Origin of the sequence: Enterobacter kobei, assembly GCF_001729765.1 — a bacterium.
GTDB classification, from domain to species: domain Bacteria; phylum Pseudomonadota; class Gammaproteobacteria; order Enterobacterales; family Enterobacteriaceae; genus Enterobacter; species Enterobacter kobei.
Genome location: NZ_CP017181.1, coordinates 4127266 through 4151895 on the forward strand (window position 1 = coordinate 4127266; position 24630 = coordinate 4151895).

The 24630-nt window shown below is 57.8% G+C and carries 26 protein-coding genes and 4 pseudogenes; 8 read left to right on the plus strand and 22 right to left on the minus strand.

The features are described from left to right. Positions 1 to 481 precede the first annotated feature (481 nt). Positions 482 to 1495: a plasmid replication initiator RepA gene (repA, locus tag BFV64_RS19945; RefSeq protein ID WP_069602377.1), complete on the minus strand. Its 1014-nt coding sequence runs from the start codon at positions 1493 to 1495 to the stop codon at positions 482 to 484. A 652-nt stretch (positions 1496 to 2147) separates the two neighbouring features. Between repA and BFV64_RS19955 the strand changes: the two genes are divergently transcribed. Both BFV64_RS19955 and BFV64_RS19960 read left to right on the plus strand, forming a co-directional pair. Then, positions 2148 to 2414, plus strand: coding sequence for a type II toxin-antitoxin system TacA family antitoxin (locus BFV64_RS19955; RefSeq protein WP_007869691.1), 267 nt, complete (start codon positions 2148 to 2150; stop codon positions 2412 to 2414). Beyond that, on the plus strand, positions 2402 to 2887 hold the full coding sequence (locus tag BFV64_RS19960; protein ID WP_013087269.1) for a GNAT family N-acetyltransferase: 486 nt from the start codon (positions 2402 to 2404) through the stop codon (positions 2885 to 2887). Before BFV64_RS19955 ends, BFV64_RS19960 begins: the two co-directional genes overlap by 13 nt. A gap of 244 nt (positions 2888 to 3131) precedes the next feature. Here the strand turns inward: BFV64_RS19960 and BFV64_RS19965 are convergent. Both BFV64_RS19965 and BFV64_RS25105 read right to left on the minus strand, forming a co-directional pair. Further along, positions 3132 to 3829, minus strand: a protein-coding gene (locus BFV64_RS19965; RefSeq protein WP_232931421.1) for an IS1 family transposase whose coding sequence is annotated in 2 segments (ribosomal slippage) — positions 3132 to 3580 and positions 3580 to 3829 — 699 coding nt in all. Because the reading frame shifts where the segments join, the coding sequence is not laid out codon by codon here. Positions 3830 to 3884: 55 nt separating this feature from the next. Further along, a pseudogene (locus BFV64_RS25105) lies at positions 3885 to 4655 on the minus strand (IS3-like element ISKpn38 family transposase); the annotation flags it as partial. Positions 4656 to 4720: 65 nt separating this feature from the next. Here BFV64_RS25105 and BFV64_RS19985 point away from each other — a divergent pair. Beyond that, positions 4721 to 4888 (plus strand): annotated as a pseudogene (locus tag BFV64_RS19985) (family 1 glycosylhydrolase); the annotation flags it as partial. A 78-nt stretch (positions 4889 to 4966) separates the two neighbouring features. Here BFV64_RS19985 and BFV64_RS19990 read toward each other — a convergent pair. Continuing rightward, complete coding sequence (locus BFV64_RS19990) at positions 4967 to 5953, minus strand: GlxA family transcriptional regulator (protein ID WP_069602379.1); 987 nt, start codon at positions 5951 to 5953, stop codon at positions 4967 to 4969. Positions 5954 to 6078: 125 nt separating this feature from the next. On the opposite strand from BFV64_RS19990, the gene BFV64_RS19995 reads away from it, so the two are divergent. Together BFV64_RS19995 and BFV64_RS20000 are read left to right on the plus strand one after the other, a co-directional pair. After that, a complete protein-coding gene (locus BFV64_RS19995) occupies positions 6079 to 6384 on the plus strand; it encodes a putative quinol monooxygenase (protein WP_023328886.1) in 306 nt (101 codons plus the stop codon). Positions 6385 to 6423: 39 nt separating this feature from the next. Then, positions 6424 to 7404, plus strand: coding sequence for an IS5 family transposase (locus BFV64_RS20000; RefSeq protein ID WP_069602380.1), 981 nt, complete (start codon positions 6424 to 6426; stop codon positions 7402 to 7404). Positions 7405 to 7628: 224 nt separating this feature from the next. Here the strand turns inward: BFV64_RS20000 and BFV64_RS20005 are convergent, their stop codons facing one another. The 17 genes and pseudogenes from BFV64_RS20005 to BFV64_RS25580 form a co-directional block, all read right to left on the minus strand. Further along, on the minus strand, positions 7629 to 8780 hold the full coding sequence (locus BFV64_RS20005) for a S1C family serine protease (RefSeq protein ID WP_003847784.1): 1152 nt from the start codon (positions 8778 to 8780) through the stop codon (positions 7629 to 7631). A 24-nt stretch (positions 8781 to 8804) separates the two neighbouring features. Next, entirely contained in the window at positions 8805 to 9770 is a 966-nt protein-coding gene (locus BFV64_RS20010; protein WP_069602381.1) for a zinc metalloprotease HtpX, read from the minus strand. Then, positions 9748 to 10245, minus strand: coding sequence for a heat resistance protein PsiE-GI (gene psiE-GI, locus BFV64_RS20015; RefSeq protein ID WP_060657179.1), 498 nt, complete (start codon positions 10243 to 10245; stop codon positions 9748 to 9750). Before psiE-GI ends, BFV64_RS20010 begins: the two co-directional genes overlap by 23 nt. A gap of 2 nt (positions 10246 to 10247) precedes the next feature. After that, positions 10248 to 11957 (minus strand): heat resistance system K+/H+ antiporter KefB-GI, encoded by a 1710-nt coding sequence (kefB-GI, locus tag BFV64_RS20020; protein WP_069602382.1) that lies wholly within the window; start codon positions 11955 to 11957, stop codon positions 10248 to 10250. A 3-nt stretch (positions 11958 to 11960) separates the two neighbouring features. Continuing rightward, positions 11961 to 12401 carry a heat resistance system thioredoxin Trx-GI gene (gene trx-GI / locus BFV64_RS20025; RefSeq protein ID WP_069602383.1) on the minus strand — a complete coding sequence of 147 codons (441 nt, stop codon included), beginning with the start codon at positions 12399 to 12401 and terminating at the stop codon, positions 11961 to 11963. Then, complete coding sequence (locus BFV64_RS20030) at positions 12391 to 13536, minus strand: hypothetical protein (RefSeq protein ID WP_004118192.1); 1146 nt, start codon at positions 13534 to 13536, stop codon at positions 12391 to 12393. The genes trx-GI and BFV64_RS20030 overlap by 11 nt, the downstream gene beginning before the upstream one ends. Positions 13537 to 13615: 79 nt before the next feature. Beyond that, the gene (gene hdeD-GI / locus BFV64_RS20035; RefSeq protein WP_069602384.1) at positions 13616 to 14227 is read right to left on the minus strand and encodes a heat resistance membrane protein HdeD-GI; all 612 of its coding nucleotides are present in this window, start codon (positions 14225 to 14227) and stop codon (positions 13616 to 13618) included. Positions 14228 to 14316: 89 nt separating this feature from the next. Continuing rightward, positions 14317 to 15204 carry a heat resistance protein YfdX2 gene (gene yfdX2 / locus BFV64_RS20040; protein WP_004118195.1) on the minus strand — a complete coding sequence of 296 codons (888 nt, stop codon included), beginning with the start codon at positions 15202 to 15204 and terminating at the stop codon, positions 14317 to 14319. A 102-nt stretch (positions 15205 to 15306) separates the two neighbouring features. Next, entirely contained in the window at positions 15307 to 16221 is a 915-nt protein-coding gene (gene yfdX1, locus BFV64_RS20045) for a heat resistance protein YfdX1 (protein ID WP_001022486.1), read from the minus strand. Between the two features lie 22 nt (positions 16222 to 16243). After that, the gene (hsp20-GI, locus tag BFV64_RS20050) at positions 16244 to 16702 is read right to left on the minus strand and encodes a small heat shock protein sHSP20-GI (protein ID WP_001275372.1); all 459 of its coding nucleotides are present in this window, start codon (positions 16700 to 16702) and stop codon (positions 16244 to 16246) included. An 87-nt stretch (positions 16703 to 16789) separates the two neighbouring features. After that, on the minus strand, positions 16790 to 16981 hold the full coding sequence (locus BFV64_RS25575; RefSeq protein WP_004118789.1) for a hypothetical protein: 192 nt from the start codon (positions 16979 to 16981) through the stop codon (positions 16790 to 16792). Continuing rightward, positions 16981 to 17617 (minus strand): annotated as a pseudogene (locus BFV64_RS20055) (ATP-dependent metallopeptidase FtsH/Yme1/Tma family protein); the annotation flags it as partial. The pseudogene BFV64_RS20055 and the gene BFV64_RS25575, both read right to left, overlap by 1 nt. A 60-nt stretch (positions 17618 to 17677) precedes the next feature. After that, positions 17678 to 17869 carry a hypothetical protein gene (locus BFV64_RS20060; RefSeq protein WP_017146640.1) on the minus strand — a complete coding sequence of 64 codons (192 nt, stop codon included), beginning with the start codon at positions 17867 to 17869 and terminating at the stop codon, positions 17678 to 17680. Then, the gene (gene clpK / locus BFV64_RS20065; RefSeq protein ID WP_069602385.1) at positions 17869 to 20718 is read right to left on the minus strand and encodes a heat shock survival AAA family ATPase ClpK; all 2850 of its coding nucleotides are present in this window, start codon (positions 20716 to 20718) and stop codon (positions 17869 to 17871) included. The genes BFV64_RS20060 and clpK overlap by 1 nt, the downstream gene beginning before the upstream one ends. A 105-nt stretch (positions 20719 to 20823) precedes the next feature. Next, positions 20824 to 21393, minus strand: coding sequence for a small heat shock protein sHSP20 (hsp20, locus tag BFV64_RS20070; RefSeq protein WP_069602386.1), 570 nt, complete (start codon positions 21391 to 21393; stop codon positions 20824 to 20826). Between the two features lie 34 nt (positions 21394 to 21427). Then, entirely contained in the window at positions 21428 to 21709 is a 282-nt protein-coding gene (locus tag BFV64_RS20075; RefSeq protein WP_000643630.1) for a helix-turn-helix domain-containing protein, read from the minus strand. Positions 21710 to 21930: 221 nt separating this feature from the next. Next, on the minus strand, positions 21931 to 22194 hold the full coding sequence (locus BFV64_RS25580) for a hypothetical protein (RefSeq protein WP_004118208.1): 264 nt from the start codon (positions 22192 to 22194) through the stop codon (positions 21931 to 21933). A 14-nt stretch (positions 22195 to 22208) separates the two neighbouring features. Here BFV64_RS25580 and BFV64_RS25585 point away from each other — a divergent pair, with 14 nt between their 5' ends. The 3 genes and pseudogenes from BFV64_RS25585 to BFV64_RS20095 all read left to right on the plus strand — a co-directional run bounded on the left by BFV64_RS25585 (position 22209) and on the right by BFV64_RS20095 (position 23415). After that, positions 22209 to 22472 (plus strand): transposase, encoded by a 264-nt coding sequence (locus tag BFV64_RS25585; protein WP_071978066.1) that lies wholly within the window; start codon positions 22209 to 22211, stop codon positions 22470 to 22472. Then, positions 22429 to 22533, plus strand: a pseudogene (locus BFV64_RS25590) (transposase domain-containing protein); the annotation flags it as partial. The gene BFV64_RS25585 and the pseudogene BFV64_RS25590, both read left to right, overlap by 44 nt. Before the next feature lie 184 nt (positions 22534 to 22717). Next, positions 22718 to 23415, plus strand: a protein-coding gene (locus tag BFV64_RS20095) for an IS1 family transposase (protein ID WP_228716336.1) whose coding sequence is annotated in 2 segments (ribosomal slippage) — positions 22718 to 22967 and positions 22967 to 23415 — 699 coding nt in all. Because the reading frame shifts where the segments join, the coding sequence is not laid out codon by codon here. A gap of 207 nt (positions 23416 to 23622) precedes the next feature. Here the strand turns inward: BFV64_RS20095 and BFV64_RS20100 are convergent. Continuing rightward, positions 23623 to 24630: a formamidase gene (locus BFV64_RS20100; protein ID WP_004181997.1), complete on the minus strand. Its 1008-nt coding sequence runs from the start codon at positions 24628 to 24630 to the stop codon at positions 23623 to 23625.

Sequence of the window (24630 nt, forward strand, 5' to 3'; positions counted from 1 at the left end):
AGTTGTTCCGGCCCTTTGGGCCGGGGCGGCGTCGGTTTAGCAGGGGTTAGGTATGTATGCGGTGCCGGGTTCTGGCCAGAAAGGGGCCCGGCGCTTGCGACGGGAGGTACTTTTGATTTTGTTCTGAGCGCGAGGCCGTGAGGCCGCTGCATGCGAAGGCATTTTTCGTTATCCACAGAGTGACTGCAGACAAAGATCTACTCTGGAATGAAATGAACAGAGAGATAAAAACGGTGAAGTAAGACTGTTTTGCGGAATGTCTTTTATTCGTTTCCGGGTTACTTCACTTATTCGTTTGCGGATTTCTGTGTAAAATAAAGAGACAGTGGCCACTGGGGGCCATAACGACAAGCAGAACGTCATGGTGACCGGAAGGAGAACGGAGTGAAGGTTGAAAAATGAGCAGGGTGGCCGAAAAAAACCAGCACGAAAAGCCCCGGTGAGGGGCCCGTAAACAAGAAGACTGTTGTGTCGTCTGTGACTAGTCCGGGGGAGAAAGCGCCAGATCCAGCTGGTAAAGATGCTGGATGGCCAGAGCCTTCAGGCGCTCAGATGTGCACCAGTACGCTTCGTCAGGCGGGAGGGTGCGGTAAATCCATTCAGACATTGCATGGAGTCGTTCATCTGCCGGCAGCTTAATCAGATTGTTGGCACGTTTACGCTCCGCGCCTTTTTTGCGGCGGTAAACGAGTGCCTCCCGACGCTTACGGTCAGACCAGCATTTCCGCGCAGAGTGGGCCTGAACATCATCATGTTCGCTCATCACTACTTCCCGGATCAGCTGCTCACGCTCGGCGCTCTGACGGAGCTTCTTCTCCTGCTCTTTAAACAGCTTGTCCATATCGACGCCCAGCATCTGGAATCCCAAGGGGGTTATATAGACATACGTTGGCAACCAGGTGCGGGATTCACGATCCCAGGCGCGTTCTTCTGCGAGGCCCAGAACGCCAAACCGTACCTGTTCCTCAATAAGCCGTGAAAGGCGTGACACCGTCACCTCCGTTTCAGGAATGACATTGCCTTTTGGGTCCTTTGCACTGAGTTCTTTTGCAAGACGGGAGATACACATGCCGACGGTATGCTTGCCGGCATCACAGAAGCTGATGAGCACTGGCCAGAGCGCATCGAGCAGGCGCTGACGTTCCGGACGGAAGCCATATTTACGTCCCGCCTTACGGCGGCCGGCGACATAGAGAGGGTGACGAGAAACATGCATGCGCAGGCTGACCTGCCCGGTTTCTTTGTCTTTTTTCACCAGGCGATTGTAGGCATGACCGAGCTGTCCGGAGAGCTTTTTATAATGCTCCGGGCGATACCAGGCCGGGTTCTCACATTTGGCTTTTGTGGAATGCTCACCGCGTTTGCGGCGGGTCAGTTTTTTGACCGGTGCAATGAGGAAATTACCCTGAGTGCCGGCATCGACATCCTGGCAGAAACGGGTTAGCTCATCTTTCGGTAGATCTGACCAGTGAACAGAAATCTGATTGTCATTCACGGCGGCCTGTTCTTATGGCGGCCGGGTGTTGTGTTATGTGGTGCATGCGTTATAATCCTTCACAGGCCACGCGCCTGCTTTTGGACCCCCTGATATCTGTGTCTTCCGCCAAGATGATGACAGATGTCGGGGGGTTTGTGCATTCAGGCTCCGGGAAATCCCGTTACCTGCTCCTGAACGTTTTACTGGACACGTCCTGTCCCTGTCTGTTTCCGGAAGTCCGCATTTCTTCCGTAAAACCATCTTTTGCCACCCGCCTGCCTCACCACAAAGCAGTCAAACCGTCAGTTTGAGTTAGGACACAAAAGTAATCTGAATCAACAATCTGTCCCACCACAAGACGATCGCTGACGATCCGAATACTACCTTCTCATCAGTAACTTTTCCAGATGTTAGACCAGATAACAATCCATAGTTTTCATGCTAATTGTCCGGATGAGACTGCTAGCAAGCATCGCACGCAGTAAATTCAGGGCGTTGGGTTTGATTTGGTAGGCCAGAGCAAGGAAAATAATTTAGAGGAAGAGCTTTACCTAATAGTTGCAAGTTGACTCTTTCGTATGTTCACTGCACTTAAAAAACCGTATAGCTTTTGCTATACAGAATCCATATGATATGCTTGTAAAGCAATCGCTATACAAGGAGCGCACTCATGAAATCAGATGTTCAGCTCAACCTTAGAGCTAAAGAATCTCAAAGAGCACTTATTGATGCTGCAGCAGAGATTCTCCATAAATCACGCACGGACTTCATCCTGGAAATGGCATGTCAGGCTGCGGAGAATGTGATCCTCGATCGTCGCGTATTTAATTTTAACGATGAGCAGTATGCAGAGTTTATCGATATGCTCGATGCACCGGTTTCGGATGAGGCGGCTATTGATAAACTTCTGGCAAGGAAACCTCAGTGGGACGTGTAACAGCACCAGAACCATTATCCAGCTCCCATCAACTAGCAGAGTTCGTCAGTGGTGAGGCAGTACTTGATGACTGGCTTAAACAGAGGGGATTAAAAAACCAAGCTCTTGGTGCAGCACGAACGTTCGTCGTTTGTAAAAGAGACACTAAACAGGTTGTCGGTTTTTACTCTCTGGCCACCGGCAGCGTTAACCACGTGGAAGCAATGGGAAGCCTCAGGCGCAATATGCCAGATCCAATTCCCGTAATCATACTTGCTCGCCTGGCAGTTGATGTTTCATACCGTGGCCAAGGGCTCGGGGCCGATTTACTGCATGATGCAGTTCTGCGCTGTTACCGTGTAGCTGAGAATATTGGAGTCCGTGCGATTATGGTTCATGCACTGACTGAAGAAGCCAAAAACTTTTATCTTCACCATGGCTTTAAGGCATCACAAACTCAGGAACGGACATTGTTTTTAAAGTTACCACAGTGAGGTTTGAGGAAGAAAGGGGCTTGTTCGATATTTAAGATATTGATGTATAATGATTTTACTATTGAATTTAACATAATCTTTGTTATGCGCACCTGTATTGTAGGGGCTCAATGCTAATGTCTATTAGGGGGCTGCGGATGTTTTCCTGGACTGTTATGTTGTGATCCCAAGATGCTGCCGGTACTTCACAGGACTCATTGCACCTAATGATAGCTTGATACGTTTCTCGGGTAATGACTCCAACTTACTGATAGTGTTTTATGTTCAGATAATGCCCGATGACTTTGTCATGCAGCTCCACCGATTTTGAGAACGACAGTGACTTCCTGCCCAGCCTTGCCAGATGCTGCCTCAGATTCAGGTTATGCCGCTCAATGCGCTGCGTATATCGCTTGCTGATAACGTGCAGTTCTCCCTTCAGGCGTGATTCATACAGCGGCCAGCCATCCGTCATCCATACCACGACCTCAAAGGCCGACAGCAGGCTCAGAAGACGCTCCAGCGTGGCCAACGTGCGTTCACCGAATACGTGCGCCACAACCGTCCTCCGTATCCTGTCATACGCGTAAAACAACCAGCGCTGGCGTGATTTAGCGCCGACGTAACCCCACTGTTCGTCCATTTCCGCGCAGACAATCACATCACTGCCCGGTTGTATGCGCGAGGTTACCGACTGCGGCCTGAGTTTTTTAAGTGTCGTAAAATCGTGTTGAGGCCAACGCCCATAATGCGTGCACTGGCGCGACATCCGACGCCATTCATGGCCATATCAATAATTTTCTGGTGTGTACCGGGCTGAGAGGCGGTGTAAGTGAACTGTAGCTGCCATGTTTTACGGCAGTGAGAGCAGAGATAGCGCTGATGTCCGGCAGTACTTTTACCGTTACGCACCACGCCTTCAGTAGCCGAGCAGGAGGGACAACTGATGGAGATGGAAGCCACGGGAGCACCTCAAAAACACCATCATACACTAAATCAGTAAGTTGGCACCATTACCGGCTTTGTGGTAAAAATAACAGCTGCGGGCAAGTTGCAGAACGCTTAGCAACTCAGCAACGGGGTGCTTTTTCTTAAGGGCATCAACTATCAGGGTTTTCTCCCTATTTTTCAGTTTCAGAAAGCTGATGCCCAGATCTTTTTTTATCAGTTCATTCGCCTTTGTCAGTATGTCACGTTCGAGCTGCAGCTGATGAACCTGCTTCCTGAGACGCTGGATTTCACCGAGTAAAGTATCCTGATTTTTATCCTGAGGGGCTGCCTTTCGTTTGCGCATGGATTGATAAGCCTCGTCACTGATAAGGTCTTTCTTCCATTTGTACAGGACCGGGACGCTGACGCCTATGCTTTGTGCAACTTTACGCACGGTTCCACGTCGGTTACAGAGCTCCCGGACGGCCTGAGACCTCTCTTCCGGGCTGAAGCATTTGCTTGTGCCTGAGCGAATGACCAGGGGACGCGCATTTGGGTAAAACTCTTCAATCCAGCGCTTTAGAATTTCGTTACTGGGGTAGCCGATGGCTCGGCGAGTGTACGACAGGCAACCACCGTGAGTAAGATAATGCTCAACAGCAGCAATTTTCTGTGTACGTGAATAGCGTTCTCTTGGTTTTAATTCCCTGGGTAAATCGCCCTTCTCTTCATAAATCCGAACCCAACGGCCCAGCTGTTTTGTGGAAGGATATCCCAGCTCCATGACGACAACGGAGGCTTTCTTTCCGTACCGGTAATAGAGTTCGACGGCCCGAATCCGGTCCTCGTATGAATGCATAAATTAACTCCTGAAGGTCCAGGAATTTGTCCGCACTTCCCCTATTTCAAATGCAGGTCGCTACACCTATAGACATGATCAGCGCAAGCACGTCTCAGATGTCCAAACGGTACGGATTTATATATGTTGACCCGGATGATATGGGGAACGGAACACTAAAACGCTCCCGTAAGAAAAGCTTCCACTGGTATAAAAAAGTCATCGCCACGAACGGAAAAGACCTCAGTAGTTAACACAGCACACCCCTGGCAGCACTGTGCTGTCAGGGCGTCTCATAATTCCGCGCGGATACCTCCCGGCCCTACTGTGCATTATTCCCGGGTACGGTCTTTCACCCAACGGCGGTATAATGCCGGATTCATGCCGGTCATCCGGCTGAAGACCCTCCTGAAACTGCCTTCATCCGCGTAACCTGCATCAGCTGCGATCTGCTTTATGGTTTTAGCAGATGTTTCAAGTGCCAGCCTTGCCATTTCACACCTGATCCTGTCGATAAACTGTTTCGGTGACTCGCCTGTTTCCGCCTTTATACGCCTGTGAAAGGTTCGCTCCGAAATGGCAAGGCGCCGGCACAGCTCTCTTGTGGTAAGCAGCGTTGATGCTTCCTGCCTTATAAAAAATTCTGCACCGGGCAGAATACTGTCCGGCCGGCTGAGGTGCGCGGTGGGCATATAAACAGCCCTTGCGGGAGGCGTTGTATCCACTACAGCAAATTCTGCTGCAATACGCGCAGCCTCCGTCCCCTCAAGCTGACGCACAACGTGTAAGGCCACATCAATCCATGAAAGCGGCCCACCAGCCGTAACTATACGGTTATCCTCAGTCAGAGCATTGCCCCAGATGGCGTTTGCCTGGGGGTAACGGCGCTTGAGCTCATCGTACAGCCACCAGGTTGTCGTACATTTTCTGCCGTTGAGCAGCCCCGCCTCGCCCAGCATAAACACTCCGCTGCACGAGCCACAAGCCAGGGCGCCATGCACGTACTGTTGCCGTATCCATGACGCTATGCTGCCCAGTTTACCGAGCTGTGGCGGCGTGTTTGATGCATCGGGTACAAACCCGGGGATCAGAACCGCATCGCATGAATTGATATCTGCCAGTGCCGCATCGGCGGTCAGTAACCGCCCGCTTCCGTCGGTCACTGGCTGCCCGTCCGGACTTGCTGTCATGATATCAAAGGGTGACGGCTCCTTGCGAGCAGCTGATATGGCTCTTCCGGCAAGAGAGAACATATCAGCCAGCCCGGTATAGCCTGAAGCAAGGCATCCCGGGGAAGCAATAATGACTATCTTTTTCATCTCAGTCCTGTAATTGGCCGAAAAAGCCGGTTTAATGGCAGATTCGCCACAGTGCCATGTTGCCTAACCCTGATACAATAATTCTCGTAAGAAAGCCATGATTATTACAACAGGAGAAAGAAACAATGAGTACAACAGCAGGACTGATTTCATTTAAAGCGAGAGAAGGAAAAGGCGCTGAAGTAGCAGAGCGCATAGCCGCTGCTTTGCCTCATGTTAATGCAGAAGAGGGCACCACTCACTGGCTGGTGATCCGCTCAGAAACGAGTCCTGAAACGGTTTTCCTTGTAGATCTGTTCAGTAGTACAGACTCAAGGGAACTCCATATGTCCGGTGAAGCAGCTAAACAAATATTCGCTACCGTACCCGCTCTGCTGGCAGAAGAGCCACACATTCATCCTGCGGTTTTGATTGCGGCAAAAGGTATTTAATTCGGTACGTTGGACTGACCCCGCCACTCGAGTTCTTCCATGAAGCAGATGACCTTCGCCGACGCCGAGTATGCCGGCAAGGGCAAGCAGACCCGCAAGGAACTGTTCCTGATCGAGATGGATCAGGTGGTGCCGTGGAAAGGGCTGATTGCCCTGATCGAACCGCATTATCCGAAAGGCGAAGGTGGTCGCCCGGCGTATCCCTTGATGGCGATGCTGCGTATCCATCTGATGCAGAACTGGTTCGGCTACAGCGATCCGGCCATGGAAGAAGCGCTGTACGAGACGACCATCCTACGTCAGTTCGCCGGACTGAGCCTGGAGCGTATTCCTGACGAAACCACCATCCTCAACTTCCGTCGTCTGCTGGAGAAACATGAGCTGGCAGCCGGCATCCTCTGCGTGAACAATGGCTACCTGGGGGATCGCGGTCTGTCGCTGCGCCAGGGCACTATCGTCGATGCCACGCTGATCCACGCGCCCAGTTCAACCAAGAACCAGGACGGCAAGCGCGACCCGGAAATGCACCAGACCAAGAAGGGGAACCAGTATTACTTTGGCATGAAGGCGCACATCGGCGTTGATGATGAATCGGGGCTGGTACACAGCGTGGTGGGCACGGCAGCCACCGTGGCGGATGTCACCCAGGTCGACAAACTGCTGCACGGCGACGAGAACGTCGTCTGCGCCGATGACGGCTACACAGGCGTCGAAAAGCGCTCCGAGCATGCCGACCGAGAAGTGATCTGGCAGGTCGCAGCACGCCGCAGCACCTACAAGATGCTCGATAAACGCAGCGCCCTGTACAAAGCCAAGCGCAAGATCGAGAAGGCCAAGGCGCAAGTGCGAGCGAAGGTAGAGCCCCCGTTTCGCGTGATCAAGCGGCAGTTCGGCTACACCAAGGTACGTTTCCGAGGGCTGGTGAAGAACACTGCACAACTGGTGACGCTGTTTGCCCTGTCGAGCCTATGGATGGCCCGCCGACAATTGCTGGCAAGCGCAGGAAAGGTGCGCCTGTAATGCGGAAAATGGCCGTCGCAAGGTGCTCGCGACGGCTGAAAGCACCGAAATGAGCGAGTGATCCGATCGTTTTTGATCGGTTCACCGCTTTCAAAATCAGCAGTGGCTGAAGTCAGCCGGAAATACAGGGCTACTTCAGACCATCCCTAGCTAGGGCTCGTAGTTCGGCGCAAGGCTGAAGTCACTTGGCTGCTTCGCTGTGCAGATCCATGACCCACTTTCCATCAAACTCCCGGTTGTAGTTCCACAAGCATCTCGCGAGTCTTGCCGGCCCGCTCCACTAACAAGACCACAACATCTCCAACGTTCTTGTCGTCTAGCCGGGCCTGTAATGTGGTGACGTCGTCAACGGCGATACCGTCGATGCTGATAACGCGATCGCCGGGCACGATGCCGCCTGCGGTGACCTCGACGCCGACGAGCCCGGCCCTGTGCGCCGCCGAGCCCGGCGTCACGCGCAATACGAATACGCCCTTACTGCCGGTCAGCGCCTGCAGACGCGCGTTGAGCTGCTCATCCACCTCGATGCCCAGCGCCGGACGGATGTACTTGCCGGTCTTTATGAGTTGCGGCACCACGCGCATGACGGTATCGACCGGCACCGCAAAGCCTATGCCGGCCGAGGCGCCAGACGGACTGTAGATGGCGGTATTGATTCCGATCAGCCGCCCAGCCGAATCGAGCAGCGGGCCACCGGAATTGCCGGGGTTGATGGCGGCGTCGGTCTGGATCAGGTGATCGATGGCCGGGCCGCCCGCTTCTCCCGGCAACGAGCGGTCGAGCGCGGAGACGATACCAGTGGTGAGCGTCCAGTCCAGGCCGAAGGGGTTGCCGATAGCGAACACCTTCTGACCCACCTTGAGGTCGGCACTGGTGCCGACCGGCACGGCCGGCGGGCGCTTGAAACCGACGCCGATCTTGAGCACGGCGATGTCGTGCGCGGGGCTCGTCCCCACCAGCGCGGCCTGGTAGTCGCGGCCGTCGGCCAGTTTGACGGTGGCTTCGGACGCGCCCTGGATGACGTGGAAGTTGGTGACGACGTGGCCGGCGTCGTCCCAGATGAAGCCCGAGCCAGTGCCGCGCGGCACGGAGAACACGTTGCGCGTCCAGACATCGCGTACTAATTGCGCGGTGGTGATGTAGACCACCGAGGCGCGCGATTTTTCGAACAGTTCGATGGTGGTTTTCTCGTCCGCCGCCAGATCGCCACGCGCCATCACGGTGCGTTCTGCTGCCTCGCGCGGACTGAACCATGCCTCGATGGCGGGCAGAAACTGCCACAGCAGCATGAGCGCGGCAATGCAGGCGGTGATGAAGAGCCCGCGCCGGACGAAGCGGTCCGGCGCGGGGCGTTGGTACGGGTCGAGATAGGCCATGAGACGTCTCCTGTTGATGGGCAATCAGCGCCACAGCCCGCTCAGGCGCCAGCGCGGTGGGCGCGTCGCCAAAGCGGATTCCGGCAAAAAATGGGGCGCGCGGAGTGGCAACGCTGATGCTGGACCAGGCGCCAACGTCAGCAGGCGTGCGATGCGCTCTTGCGTTGCCGGACGCGTGCGCAAGCAGGAGGGCTCGGGATTGCCCCATCCCGGCCATAGCCAGGCACGCCAGGAGCGGCTGACCCGCTCGATTTTCGCCAGCGCGGACGCCAGCCCCTGCGGGTCGCCAGTCAGTTCCGCCGCAAGGCGGTCAGCGTCGAACTCACGCACGCGAGACAAGCCGAGCTGTGCGAGCAGGGCCAGCTGGGGCGATGCGGCCAGTAACAATAGACCAGGCCAATAGACCTCCGCCGCGCCAACCAGCTGCGCGGGCAGGCTGAGCAGGATCGCGATCTGTCCCATAAGGGCCAGTAGGCTCGTGAGGCGACTGTTGGAATCCGCCAGCCCCATGACACGCAGATCCTCATTAGCGATGTGCGCGACCTCGTGCACGAGCACACCCGCCAGCTCGCGTGGGCTCAGGCTGCGCAGCAGGCCATCGGTGAGGGCGATCGATGCCTCCTGCTTCGATCCGGTGGCGAAGGCGTTGACGACGGCACTGGGCACATAGTGCGGCACCGGCGTGGCGGGCAAACCGGCACGGGCGGACAGCTCGCGCAACAGGGCCCACATCTCGTGGGCTTGTTGCGGGTGCAAGGCCCGTACGCGGTACAGGCGCAAGCTCAGCGCCGACGCGGCTACCGGTTCCAGCAGCAACGCACCTGCAACGGCAAACAGCGCGAGCCACAGGCAGCCTTCCCCAAATGGCAGTCTCCCTGCTGCGGCTGCGATCCCGACCAGGGTCAGGACCAACAGCCCGGTCTGCAGGCGGTTGAGCCAGCGGTGTTGCAAGAGCGCAGGGCGCGGATCACTCGGATGATGACGGGTCATGCTCAGAGGTCTCGGCGGCGCGGTCGCCGCGCTTGCGCAGCAGCCAGTAGGTCGCACCCAGAGCCAGCGTGGCGCCTGCCAGCGCGGCTATCTTTGCGGGACTCGCGTCGGAGTCGAGGATCACGAACTTGCGGGAGAGTGCGATCACCGCGATCAGGACCACCGTCTTGACCTGGATGATGCTGTCCCGACGCAGCGCCACGCGCACGATGGAATGCTTGAACTCCATCGCGATCAAGAGCGTCATGATCATGCCGAACACGCTCTGGAATACCTTGTGGTCCAGGGGATTGAAGGCATCGAGAACCAGCAGCGTGAAGACGATGGAGATGAGCTGGAACAGCGACACCACGATGATGACGGCGATCACCGCCGACAGCACGAGCGCGACGACCTGCTCGAAGCGCTCGTAAAAACTCATGATGGCCAATTGGTCACGCAAGACCTGAAATGGGTTAAGGCGTTTTGATTTCATGACTATGAACTCCCTGGAAAACGGCTGCTGTCGAGACGGCGGCGCATTGCGCTGATGTGTCCTTCAATCAACTCGGTCGACATGCCAAGCGTCGACATCACCTGTTCCGCCAGCCCAATAGCTGCGGCAAAGGATTGCTGATACACGCGCACGTTAGGCATGGCGCGAAATGCATCGGCCGCGGTCGTACTTCTGCATGACACCCACAAGGTCAGCGCCGGACGGCGCTCGGCAATCGCCTGGGCGATGCGCAACGCTTGCTGGGCATGGGCGAACGTTAGCACCACCAAGTGCGCATGCGTCAAGCCGGCAGCCAGCAAGGTATCGGGCCGACTGGCATCGCCATGGAACACCGGCGCGCCGGCGGCACGCGCGGCCTCTACCTTCTGCGCGTCCGCCTCCAGCAGCAGATGCGCCACGCCGGCGTGGCGAAGAATCTCGCTGACTGTCAGGCCAAGCTCGCCCGCGCCGCAAACGATGACATGGTCTCGATATCGCGTCGTCTGCGCGGCGATCTCGACTTCTTCAGCCTGGGGTGGCTGAATGACGCCGCCGGTGCGGCTCAAGAACCGGGCAAGTACATCGTGATGGCGGATCAGTAGCGGTGCCAGGGCCATGCTGAGCACCAGCGCGACCAGCATGGGTTGGACGACGGTCGCGGGGATCAGATGCTGCTGCAAGACCGTGCCCAACAACAGCAGGGCGAACTCGCCGCCGTGCCCCAACGCTATGCCCGTGCGCCAGGCATCGAGGGCGGACAGGCGCGTCGCCCGCAAGGCCAGCGTATTGAGCAGGATCTTGACCGGTACCAGCACCACCAGCCACGCCAGCACCGCCAGCGGTGCCGAAAGAATCTGTGCTGCGTCCAGTTGCAGGCCGATGGTCACGAAGAACACGCCCGACAACACATCGCGAAACGGCCTGAGGTGGCTTTCCATGTGGTGCCGGAAGTCGCTCTCGCCCAGCACCATCCCGGCGAGGAAGGCCCCCAGGGCGGCGGATACGCCGACCGCGTGCGCAGCAGCGGCGGCAGCCACTACCACGCACAAGGAGACGAGCACGAACGATTCCTCGTGGCCCCGCCGCGCCACCCAGCCCAGCAGGCCATGCAACAGACGGCGCGAGACGAGGGCCGCTGCCGCGAACAGCAGCAGCACACCGAATACTTCGAGCAGCACATGCTCGATCTTCGGCGACTCGCCGCGCGCCCAGATCGCCAGCAAGGCCAGCAGGGGCACGCTGGCCAGGTCCTGAAAGACCAGCACGGCGATGGCACTGCGTCCGTGGCGGGTGGTGAGCTCGCCTTGGTCGGCCAGTTGTCGGCTGACCAGCGCCGTGGACGACATGGCCGCCGCAGTGCCGAGCAGCGCGGCGCTCTGGCCGGGCTGCCCCAGCCACATCAATAGCAGGATCAGCGGCGGGGCCACGGCGATCATCTGCAGAGCGCCCGCCATCAGCACCGTCCTGCGGGCGAGCCAGAAGTCTCCGAGGGAGAATTCCAGTCCGACCATGGACAACAGCAGCGCCACGCCCAGCTCGGACAGAAAGCTCAGCGTCTCCCCCGGCGCGATCACGCCGATGACTGAGGGGCCCAGTACAACGCCGACAGAGAGATACCCCAGCAAGGCGGGCACTCTGAACGCCGCCGTCGCCATCGCCGCTAGGCTGCAAGCCGCCAGCAGGATTAGCGTAGTGCCGAGCAAGCCCTGCATCGGTCAGCGTCCCACTTGCGTCGACGTCCAGCGCACGATGTCCTGCGCGCCCATCACGCCGGCCTGACGGGCGATCTCCCGCCCACCCTGGAACAGGGCGAGCGTCGGGATGCTGCGGATACCGAACTGCGCGGCCAGGTGGGGCTCAGCCTCGGTATTCACCTTCGCCAGCCGGATCCTCGGTTCGAGCTGGTGCGCCGATTGCTGGAACTGTGGCGCCATCATCTTGCACGGCCCGCACCATGGCGCCCAGAAATCGACCAGCAGCGGCAGATCGCTGCGCTCCACGTGGCGCGAGAACGTCGCCGTGGTCGACTCGATGGGCTCGCCCGTGAACAAGGGCTGCTGGCAGCGGCCACAGTTGGGATGTTCCGATAGCTTCGCAGTCGGTACGCGGTTGATGGACTGGCAATGCGGGCAGACGAGGTGAAGATCATTCTTCATGGTTCGCCTCCTTGGACCACAGTGAGGCTGCCTCGCTTCGGGTCACAGACAATGCCGACCAATCAACGCCTTGGAGCCAATCGTTCCCGTTTTTGCTTACTCCGGCCTCTTCCAGATGAGCAGCGATGAATGCTTCGGCCTGCATGAGCCACCTTCGGACAGCATCTTCCTTACTAGGAATCAGCAGGATTTCAGAGACGCTGCTGGCATTCAGCCCGTCCACACGGATAAGCAGAAAAATGCGCCGCCACAAACGCGGCATGTCCTTCAGCAGGTCAAATGCAAAAGCGAACTCGCTCGACCGATCAATCAGCTCCTCCTGTTCCGCGATCGTTGCGACATCGGGATGCTGACTGCCAGCGAAAATATCGGCCAGCTTGAGTGTGTCATCGTGCTGATAAAATTCGAAGATTTCCTCTTCCACCATGGCCTCGGCCACGTCTTGGGCATCCGGTTCGACCGGCGCGTCCAGAGAAACGAATTCGCCAAATTGCCGGCTGCTTGCCACTTCGTTATCCAGGACGGCGAACAGATGCTTCAAAAGACCGGTGTAAGCCTCTTTTTCCCCCGGCACGGATTGCCATTCCACCTTAGCTCGGACAATCGCTTCATCCACCACGTCGCGCAGCGTCGGATAATCGCGCGGTAAATCGCCGACAGCCCGCAGATAAGCCAGCTCACGCCTTGCGACAGCCTCAAGTTTCGACAGTAGAGGCATTCGGGTCACCTCGGCCTCATGGGCGGCTGATGCGGGTTTTGCGGCAATCCGCACCTTGAGCTCGCGCAAGCGCTCGCGTCGTGCTTTGCGCTTGATTTGATCCTGAGCATGCAGTCGGTCAAAATGCTTCTTGGCCTGACGGAACAACGACTGTGCGAGCATCTGCGCGAGGGGCGTCAGCTCGTCATGTGATGCAGTAACGCTGACAATCTTTTTGCCGGGCAGGTGCATATAGCCACTGGCCAAAAATTGCCGCTTGATCTTGTCGCGATCAAGGACGATTTGAAGTCGCGCTGAATCTTTAGTGTGTTTGTCGAGCAATGGCTTGAGGGCGTGCTCGATCACATTTCCCAAAGCTCTCTGCCAAGGTTCATGAAACTCTTTGTCGATAGCTCGATAGCTATATTGTATCTGCATGTATGACTCCTTCGATGTCATTTCTATGGAGGCATGAATCGAGGATGCTCATATCCATAGATTTTGGTTTGGCACGCTCTTACCCCAGGCGCGTTTTGCGAAGACTCCAACTCAAGAACAAAAGCGTGACGCCATAGACTGCCGCATGGAAACCCAACAGCCAGCCTGCGGCCACGAATGACTCGACCGGACGGGTAAAAAATATCCACAAGACGATAGCACCAAGGATAATCGAGAGCAGTCCACTGAGGGCAAGCCAGATTTCACCCTTGATTTCCCGACGCAGCCGAACGGCGGCGGATATCTCCAGCACACCGGTGAAAATCGCCCAGAAGCCCACGCTAGCCCATAAAAAAGAAGCCAAGACTATCGTGGCGACCCAAGGAGCAACCAGGACGACGACGCCCATAAGTATGCCGACAATGCCGCTGAACAGCAGCCAGCCCCAGCGCTCTTTTTTCTGGATATGGCGCACCGCTGCAAACAAGTTGAACGCGCCATTGACCAAGGAAAATGCGCCGAACATGATGGTCATGGCCAACAGAGCCGATTGTGGCATCCAGAACGCGAGGGCTGCAAAAATCAATGCCAAGACACCGCGCAGCACAAAAAGCCACCAATTTTGGCTCAGCGAACACAGTGCTTTGGTGGGGTCATCCGCATTGGAATTGGCGATGGTGTCTGTGTTCATGCAATATCTCCTAAAGATCTATACAAAATAAAAAATCAAACACTCATGGGACAAGAGAGGGGGCGCTATGCGCCCCCTCTCCAGCGGTTTCAGAACAACCTGGACAGTTTTGCCTTGACTTCATCGAGCCAGCCTTTTCCGCAGCCTCCCCCTCCCGTCTTTTCCTTGATTTTCTTGAGTTCAGCGTACAGGGGCTCAAAGTCCTTCCTTTTTCCATAGCCCAGCAGTTCTGCCATTTCCAACTGCTGCCGGGCTTCGTTCAACAATGTCTCCAGGCGCTCATTGGATGCTTCGCTGCGCTGACCATCTTCTACCAGGGGCTCGGCGCGCTTCAGGAGCAGCTTCGCACGCAGGACGGGCAGCGGAAGCACGCTGCGCTCCTCGACCAGCGTGCTGAGCGCTGACTGCAGCGCGGCTTTGGCTTCTTCGATCTTGCCCTGATCGATCAGCGGCACGACTGCCTTCACGGCTGCGGGATAGGACGCCAAAGGGATGTTGGTGACCGTGATCACGATTTCACTGGCCAGCAAAGCCAGCACGTGGCGAGCCTGTTGCACCTCGCCATGTTTGAGGGCATCCAGCGCCTCGTCGGTCATCGCCTCAATGGTTTCCGTGTTGGCGAACAAGTCGTGCACGATGGTGCGCACATCAACGCCGGCCAGGGCGAGCGTGGGTTCGCGCGCGACGATCAGCTCCAGCTTTCCCGTCACTTCGGCCAGCGTTGCCAATGCGCGTGCAGTGTCCTTGCCGTCAAGTGCGGCCAGCGCTGATTTGGTCAGCGACAAGGCCGAGACTGCCTCATCGAGGACTTGTTTACGTTTGTCTGCCGCCTGCGAGTCCGTTTCTTTCTGAACCTCAGGCTGTACCTCCGTGACGACTTCAGGCTTGGACTCTGGACTGACAGGAAGGCTGCTTACCGCGGCCTGTTCGTTTTTTCCTTCGTTCGTCGCATTGGGATTCGGTGTTTGCTCATTCATGGTGATATGCCTCGTATGAGATAGTGAAAATAGGCGAATCTATTGGGGCTCAATGCGAACATCGCGAGACTGACCGACAGAGCAGTCAGCCCCTTCATCACCTCAAAACAGCTTTTGGATGCGCGTCTTCAACTCGTCGAACCATCCCTTGCCGCTTTTGCCACCAGCCGACTTTTGCTCAATGGACTTCACCTGATCGAAGATGGGTTTGAAGTCCGCCTTCTTGCCATAACCTAGGATCTGCGCCATCTCGATCTCCGTGCGCACGGACGACAGCAAGGTGCTGAGCTCCTCGTTCTGCTTGGCATCGCGCCTGTCGGTCTCGGCCAGCTTTTCAGCTTTTGCCATCGCGGCTTCGGCCCGTAGCACGGGCAGAGGAAAGGCGACCGAGGTCACCACCAGCGTGTTCAGTGCTCGGGCGAGTTCCGCTTTGGCGTTGTCGATCTTGCCGCTGTCGATGAGCCGTGCGGCCGACTTGATCGCTGCCGGGTACGTTGCCATCGGAAGGTTGTCGGTTTGGATTACGATTTCGCTGGCCAGATTGGCAACGATGGGCCGGGCCTTTTGCACCTCGCCATCACCCAACAACTCCCGAGACAACTTGACCGCTTTCTTTACCGATTCCACGTTGGCGTGGATATCGTGGGTGATGACGCGTACATCGACCGGCGCCAAAGCAAGTTTGGCGTCGCGTGCCAATACCAGTTCCAGCTTTCCGCTGGCCAGTTCCAGCGCAGCAAGCGCCTCCTTGGTCTTGTTTGCATCAAGGAGGGTCAAAGCCTCCTGGGTCTTGGTGAGCGCCGTGATGGCGTCTTGAGTGAGCTCGGCACGCTTTTTATCGGCTTCCCGGGCGGCCTTGTCATCTACCTGTGGCTGTGCCGCCTTGGATGCGGCAGAGGGTGCTGCAGCACCTGGGCTAGAACCTGCCGCCGATTGGGCCAGAGCCGGTCCGCTCAGTCCGACGACGACCGCCAGGGCAAGTGCGGAGAAGGTGTATTGTGGCTGTTTGATATTCATGATCTTGGGCTCTTGATTGAAGTTAGTTGACTGAGATTTCAATCTGTTTCGGTTTGGCTTGCTCGGCCTTGACAAGCCGCACTTCCAGCACGCCGTCTTTCATGGAAGCCGTCACCTTGGTCGGATCAACGTTGTCAGGCAAGACAAAGCTGCGCACAAAGCGGCCATAGGCACGTTCGATGCGGTGGAACTTCTTGCCCTGCTCCTCTTTTTCCAGTTTGCGCTCGCCGCTGATGGTGAGCACACCGTTTTCCGCGCTGACGCGCACGGCATCCTTGGGGACCTCCGGCAGATCCAGCTTGAGGAGGAATGCGTTCTCATCCTCGCTGATGTCCGCCATTGGAGCCCAGTCCGCCGTGGTCATGGCTTCGTTGCCGGTACGGGCGCCCTGTCGCTGAGGTATTCGTCCGAACATCGTCGCCAGGCGGTTTTGCAATTCATCCAGTTCCCGGAAGGGGTCCCACGGAGTCAATGCAGACATGTCGGTTCTCCTTGAACAATGCCGACGAATTGGATGACGCACTGAACAGAGCCGTCGGTTTACTCTGAATGGCACCTACTACTGTTTTCAGTTCCGAACAAGTCCTTGAGTCAATTGACGGATATCGCTTTCGTCGAGCGTTTCCCGCGCCAGCAGCTCGCGCGCACAGCGCTCCAGCACCGCGCGGTTGATGTCGAGAATCCGGTAGGCGCGCTCGAACACGCCCATCACGATGTCGCGGATAGCCTGATCGATGCGCGCCTGGGTCGATTCGGCCACCCGGCAACAGCCTTGGCCAGCAATGTCTTGCCGGTGCCCGGTGGGCCGACCAGCAACACGCCCTTGGGAATGCGCGCCCCGAGACGGCCATAGTCCTGCGGATTCTTCAGGAAATCGACGATCGCGACCAGCTCCGCCTTGGCCTCATCCCCCCCCCGCCACATCGGCGAACGTCACACCGGTGTTCTTTTCCACGAACACCTTGGTGCGGCTCTTACCGATGTTGAGAAACCCGCCCATGCCCTGCTTCTCGGCGAAGCGGCGGAACAGGAAGAACCAGACGCCAAAGAAGGATACCGCTGGCAGGATCCACGACAGCACATCGCTCAGCCAGGTGCTCTCCAACACGCGGGCATAGGGTACGTCGTACTTCGACAGGCGATCGGCAAGATCGGGTTCGACCCTCGTTGCCACGATCGTCGTCTTGCCCCGGCTGTCCGGCGACTTCAGGCGCCCGGTCACCGTACGATCCGACACCAGCACTTCGGCCACGCGCCCCTCGTCCAGCGCCTTCTCGAACTCGCTGTAGGGCACCGGCTCGACGGTTTTCGCCGTCTGCCAGTAGCTCTGCAAACTCAGCAACAGCAGGAGGGCAACGATCCAGTAGCCGGTATTCCATTGATTCTTTTTTTCCATGGACCGTGTTCCTCGAAAGTCGAGTTGCCAGAGGATCATGTGAACAGACGGGCCGCACCGTCACGCAAACGGATGGCCAGCGAGCGGGAGGGCAGTGCCGCCGCTGATGAGCAGCCCCCACGGCGTGGCCGACCGCGGATCACGCTTGTAGACGACCGCGTGACCCGCGGCCACGACCGCCACCGCGATCGATGCCAGGGAGGCTGCCCATGCCAGGCTGATGGAGTCGGACACGGCAGCCTCGCCCGCCATCAAGATGCGTCGCTCGCCGACTTCTTCTTGCTCGAGTCTTTGCCAGCGTCGCCGTGCGGCGTCTCGGTCGCCTTCGCGACATCCGGCTGCTCCGGCTCGGCCGGGGTCTGCGGTGGCTCTTTGCGTTCGAACACCACGCGTTCGGCCTTGTCGTCCCAGCGTGCGCTGGCGTGATCGCCCTTGCCGATGCCGCCACCGAGCATCTCGCGCGCCAGCGCAGTTTCCAGCTCGCTGCGGATCAGGCGCTTGAGTTCACGCGCACCGAACTCGGGCTTGTAGCCTTCTTCCGCGAAATGGTCGATCAGCGTCTGATCGAAAGTGAGCGTCACGCCCTGGCTGGCGGCGCTGCGCGCCACGCGATCGAGCTGCAGGCCGACGATGTGGCGGATCTCCTCCTTGCCCAGCGCATGGAAGACGATGATCTCGTCGATGCGGTTGAGGAACTCGGGCCGGAAGTGGCCGCGCAGCACGTCCATGACCTCGGCCTTGGTCTTTTCGTACTCCTCGCCAGCCGCCTCACGCGCCTTCAGCCGTCGCTGGATGATGTCCGAACCCAGGTTGGACGTGGCGATGATGATGGTGTTGGTGAAATCCACCACCCGGCCCTTGCCGTCGGTGAGGCGACCGTCGTCGAACACTTGCAGCAGGATGTTGTAGACGTCAGGGTGTGCCTTCTCGATCTCGTCGAGCAGCAGCACGCTGTAGGGCTTGCGCCGCACCTTCTCGGTGAGCTGACCGCCTTCGTCGTAACCGACATAGCCCGGAGGCGCGCCCACCAGCCGCGCCACGGTATGGCGTTCGCCATATTCCGACATGTCGATGCGCAACAGGGCATGCTCATCGCCGTAGATCGATTCGGCCAATGCCTTGGCGAGCTCGGTCTTGCCCACCCCGGTCGGGCCCAGAAACAGGAAGGTAGCCACCGGTTTACTGCCTTCGCGCAGGCCGGCGCGGGATAGCCGCACGGCATCGGCCACGGCACGGACCGCCTCGTCTTGTCCCACCAGGCGCTCGTGCAGCCGTTGTTCCAAGTGCAGCAGCTTTTCGCGCTCTTCCACCGTCAACTCGTTGACCGGGATGCCGGTCAGGCGCGAGACAACCTGCGCCACGTGTTCCGCCTTGACCTCGGCACTGCCGGAGGCCCGCTCCCGCTCCCAGTCCTCGACGAGCTTCTTGAGCTCGGCCTCCTTGGCTTCGATGCGCTTGCCGAGCTCGGCGGCCTGGTCGTACTGCTTGCGCGCGGCCACGTAATCCTGTTCACGCCGTAGCTGGTGCAGTTCGGACTCCAGCTCCTGCACGGCCACCGGCCGGGCCGTGGCCGACAGCTTCACGCGCGCGGCCGCCTGGTCGAGCAGGTCGATCGCCTTGTCCGGCAGGAAGCGCGCCGTGATGTAGCGGTCGGACAACTCGGCTGCCGCGATGATCGCGTCCTCGGAGATGCTGACCTTGTGGTGCGCCTCGAAGGTGTCGCGCAGGCCGCGCAGAATCATGATGGCCTGGGCCACCGTCGGCTCGGGCACCGTCACCGGCTGGAAGCGCCGCTCCAGTGCAGCATCCTTCTCGATGTATTTCTGGTACTCGTTCAGCGTCGTGGCGCCGATCAGGTTGAGTTCACCGCGCGCCATCATCGGTTTGAACACGTTGGCCACGTCCAGCCCGCCTTCGCCACCGCCCTGGCCGGCACCGACGATGGTGTGCACCTCGTCGATGAACAAAATCAGCTCGCCCTGGTGCTCGGTCACCTCCTTCAGCACCTTCTGCACGCGCTCCTCGAACTCGCCGCGATATTTGGCGCCGGCCACCATGGCGTTGATGTTGAGTTCCACCAGGCGCTTGTCGCGCAAGGTCTCGGGCACTTCACCCGCCACCATGCGCTGCGCCAGCCCTTCGACGATGGCGGTCTTGCCCACACCCGGCTCGCCGATCAGCACCGGGTTGTTCTTCTTGCGCCGGGCCAGCACCTCGATGGTGGTTTCGATCTCCTGCGCGCGGCCGATCACCGGGTCGAGCTTGCCGTCGCGCGCCATCTTGGTCAGGTCGCGCGAGTACTTGTCGAGTTCTGGCGTGTTGGTCGGCGTCTCAGCGCGGCCATCCTCGGCGCCCTTGCCGACCACCTTGTTGACCTGTTGGCGCAGCGCCTGCGGCGTCAGGCCGTAGCGGCGCAGCAGGTTGGCGGCCAGCCCTTCGCCTTCCTCGGCCAGACCGATCAGGAAATGCTCTGGACCGACATAAGAATGGCCGAGTTCATTGGAGGCCACGAAGGCGCGGCTGAGCGCATCCTTCACGCGCGGCGACACGCCGATCTCGCCCTCGAAGGGCTTGTCCCCGCGCTTGGCCTCAGACTCGATCTGCCGCTTGAGGTCATCGACCTTGATCTTGAACTGACCCAGGATGGTCTTGACCACGTCGCTGTCGGCCAGCGCCAGCAGCAGATGTTCGGTATCCACCTCGGAGCGGCCAAATTCGGCAGCGTGTTTGGCGGCCTCCTGCAGCAAGGCTTCCGACTGTTCGCTGATGCGGCTGGCCAGCCCACTGCCGCGACGGCGCGGCGCACCCGAACCTGCGGTGGCGGGCTCGCCAAACGAGGCATCGACCACGTCATCGGTATCGGCGGCAACTGGCGTCGCGTCTTCGCCGATGCGGAAGAAGTCACTGCCGAGGAAGTCCTCGAACAGGCCGCTGCGCGAGCCGAACAAGGCTTCCAGCGGCGAAACGGTGCGCTTTTGCTGGCGCACTAATTGCCGGTAATGGTCGTCGCACAACAGCATGGTGCTGTTACGACCGTTGAGATTGGCTTCCACCCGCACGGTGGCGGGTTGGCCGCAGACCTGGCATTGTTTTCTGGCCATGCTGATGCTCCTGAGAAGGTTGACAAGGTTGAGGAGACGAGGCATCGCGAGCCGCGACTCCTCGTCTCGTGCCGGGTTTTTCTTGTGACGAACGAGCCGGCGACGTCAGCCGTTGATCGGGATCGAGCGTCCCTGCTTCGGCGCGCTGACCTCGCGCTTGTCGATCGTGATCGTGAGCACCCCGTTCTTGAACGATGCCTTGATCGAATCCTGGTTGGCGTCGTCAGGCAGGTTCAAGGCACGCTGAAAGCTGCCGTAGGAGCGCTCCACACGGTGGAAGCCACCTTCCTTCTTCTCCTGTTCCTGGCGCTTCTCGCCACGCACCATCAGCACGTCGTTGTCGAGAGTTATCTGGATGTCCTTCTCCTCGACACCGGGCACTTCCAGGGTAATCTTGTACTGCTTGTCGGTTTCCTGGATGTCCAGGGCCGGCTTCAGCATGCCCGACCAATCGGATGGCCACTGCGGCATGTTCAACGCCGGAAAACCGAAGCCCCGGAATGCGTCATCGAACAGCCGGTCGATTTCCCGATGCAGTTGCAGGATCGGGCTGACTGGCCCGCTCGCCGCTGGCAGGTCATTGCGCTGCACCGGCAGGGAAGAGGCGGTCTGCTGCTCTTGCTGCTCGTTCTTGAACCAGTTCCAGGGAGCCAACTTCTTGAAATCGATGTCCATGTCATACCTCCAGAAAAATTGGAAAACGAGTTACTCAAGCCCTTTGCCTGCTGCGACGGGCAGTGCGCCCAGGCGACACGGGCTGCTCGGATGACTTCTGCTGTTCACGCTTGCGCATCACCTCCTTCTTTGCTCCGGCTCGGGTCTGATCATTGATGCACTGATCGATTTCACTTTGACGAAGCCGCCACGTCCCGCCCACCTTGAAAGCCGGAATTTCCCCGTGTGCGGCGAGCCGATAAAGCGTCCGCTTGCCGACTTTCAAGTACGCAGCCAATTCATCGAGCGTGAAAATCACCTGTAGGTGCGCTTTCATCTCACCCTCTCCAATCGCGTCGCTTTGCGGTTCCGGCCAAGGAAATCCTTGCAATACTTTGTAATATTAGACCTACTATGAATAACTTCAAGAGTCAATGTGCAGCGTTCTCCCGCCCCATTGATGCAGGTCAACTGCTCAGGCAAGGCACAGGGGGGCGGTCTGATCAGGCAATGGACAGCGCCTGGCTCGTCAGCCTGCGTGTACCACAGGCGCCTCGATCAAACACCGATCCTCACGTTGTAGCCGAGTGCCCGCAGCCCCTTGCTCGTCTGCATGTTCCTTGGCGGAAACTCGTCTGGGCGCGCCCAGACGACGATTTCCCCGAGGCTGCTCAGGCTAACGTGCGGAATTGCCCAGTCGTCGCTGCGGATCGCGTTCCAGAGTCGGGCCGAAACACTTCCGTTGCCCCAGACAACGTAGTTCAACAGTATCCGTCCGGCCAACACACCTTCCCGACACCGCCGCCGAAGGCCATGGCCCATCAAGCGGATTTTCCATGCGCCCTCAGCGCCGTACCTACAGCAAATCTTTCAAGGCTCATGTCATTCAGGAGTGTTCTGAACCCGGTGCCTCCATCGCAAACATCGCCTTGGGCTACAGCCTCAATGCCAACCTCGACCACAAATGGATTCGGCTGCCTACCCAGAAAACCACGGCTATCCAGCCAGCGTTCATCCCGTTGCCTTCTCAAATGCTCGGCGTGGGTTCGCATACTCAAGCGCGCTGCTGCGATCATGAGTTTGATCCAGTCGGCCCGTAATAATGGGCACGATCCGTATGCCTATCTCAAGGATGTGCTGACACGGTTGCCGTCCCTGTAACAGCCTGAAGTTGACCTGGGTAATCAAATACCGGTGTAGTGATTAGGAAACAGGGCTCGGATAACATCATGGCGCAGGTCACCCTGATCTTGACCCTCCATCTCCGAACAGCTTTTGTATCTTAAGTTAACGATGTCCGCTGCCGGTATTCCCTCGGGGAGTGATATCCCAGCGCGCTGTGCGGGTGGCTTCCATTTCAATCAGATGTCCTTCCTGCTCCGCTACTGAAGGCGTGGTGCGTAACGGCAAAAGCACTGCCGGACATCAGCGCTATCTCTGCTCTCACTGCCGTAAAACATGGCAACTACAGTTCACTTACACCGCCTCTCAGCCCGGTACGCACCAGAAAATCATTGATATGGCCATGAATGGCGTTGGATGCCGGGCAACCGCCCGCATTATGGGCGTTGGCCTCAACACGATTTTACGTCACTTAAAAAACTCAGACCGCAGTCGGTAACCTCACGCATACAACCGGGCAGTGACGTCATTGTTTGCGCGGAAATGGACGAACAGTGGGGTTATGTCGGCGCTAAATCACGCCAGCGCTGGTTGTTTTACGCGTATGACAGGATACGGAGGACGGTTGTGGCGCACGTATTCGGTGAACGCACGTTGTCCACGCTGGAGCGTCTTCCGGGCCTGCTGTCGGCCTTTGAGGTCGTGGTATGGATGACGGATGGCTGGCCGCTTTATGAATCACGCCTGAAGGGAGAACTGCACGTTATCAGCAAGCGATATACGCAGCGCATTGAGCGGCATAACCTGAATCTGAGGCAGCATCTGGCAAGGCTGGGCAGGAAGTCACTGTCGTTCTCAAAATCGGTGGAGCTGCATGACAAAGTCATCGGGCATTATCTGAACATAAAACACTATCAGTAAGTTGGAGTCATTACCTTCTTTGCCGCCGGACATTGTCCGGCGCAACACCAAACCGGTCTGGCGGGCTGAGCCAATCCCGCAGGCAAATTCAGCCCTTACCGGATGGCTCAGCCCCCTACTCATTGGAATTGGATATTCAACTTTCAGGGGCTACTGCGCCAGACTTCAGTCTTTAAAGTGATTGACTTAGCGCCTGGCACACTCAATTTATTTAGGTAGCGGGCCTAATTGCACCCCATCAGGATAATACTTCCAGCCATCGCGAATTTTGACATTTTCATCCCACGGAAGTTTGTATTCGCCATTGGCAAGATCGCGCACCCAGGTCAGGTAATTCTCGCGTTCGCCTCCCGGTTTGCCGACATAGCCCCGGCAGCCAAGGTTGAAAATATTGTTTTCCAACGCCCAGTTTTCACGCGCTTTATCCACCAGGCGCGGGAACAGCTCTGCGGTAACAATTTCCCATGGGTTGCGGTGCCCCTGCTGAATGACGTTACCGTCATAATTGCAGACCGTACCCTCGCCGAAGTAATAAAAGACATCGTCATAACCGGCCAGATTCACCGAAACGGTATACATCAGGTTTTGCCAGGCATTCGTCCGGTTTGTCCAGATCCACTGATCGTTCACCTGCGTGGAATAGCCCGAAATACGGATATAGACATTGCAGCCTTTATAAGCAGCCTCACGCGCCAGTTCCGGGAACATGCCGTCATGGCATATGCAGACGGCGAGTTTAGAACCTTTAGGCCCATCGCATACCGGCATTCCCATATTTCCCGGCATCCAGGGCTCAATCGGAACCCATGGTTGCAGCTTGCGGTAATGCAGAGCGATATCGCCCCGATCGTTAATGATAATAGCGGTGTTGTACGGTGGAAGAGACGGGTCTTCATTGCGCTCCATTAAGGAAAATACCCCCCAGATGCCGTTGCGGATACAGGCCTCTTTGAACTGACCAATCTCCGGGCTATCGAGAGTGAGTAACATCTCGTCATAGGTCCAGATTTTAGTATTCAGTCCCTGGGTTGAATATTCCGGGAAGACGATAACATCAAGTCCCGGATATCCGGCTTTGGTGGAGTCAACGGCCTTACAAATCTTATCGACCTGTATCTGGATATCCTCCGGTCCTTTAATAACGGGAACGGGGTATTGGATGGCGGCAATTAATAACGCTTCATCCCAGGAGCTTACACTTCCGGTGCTACCCAT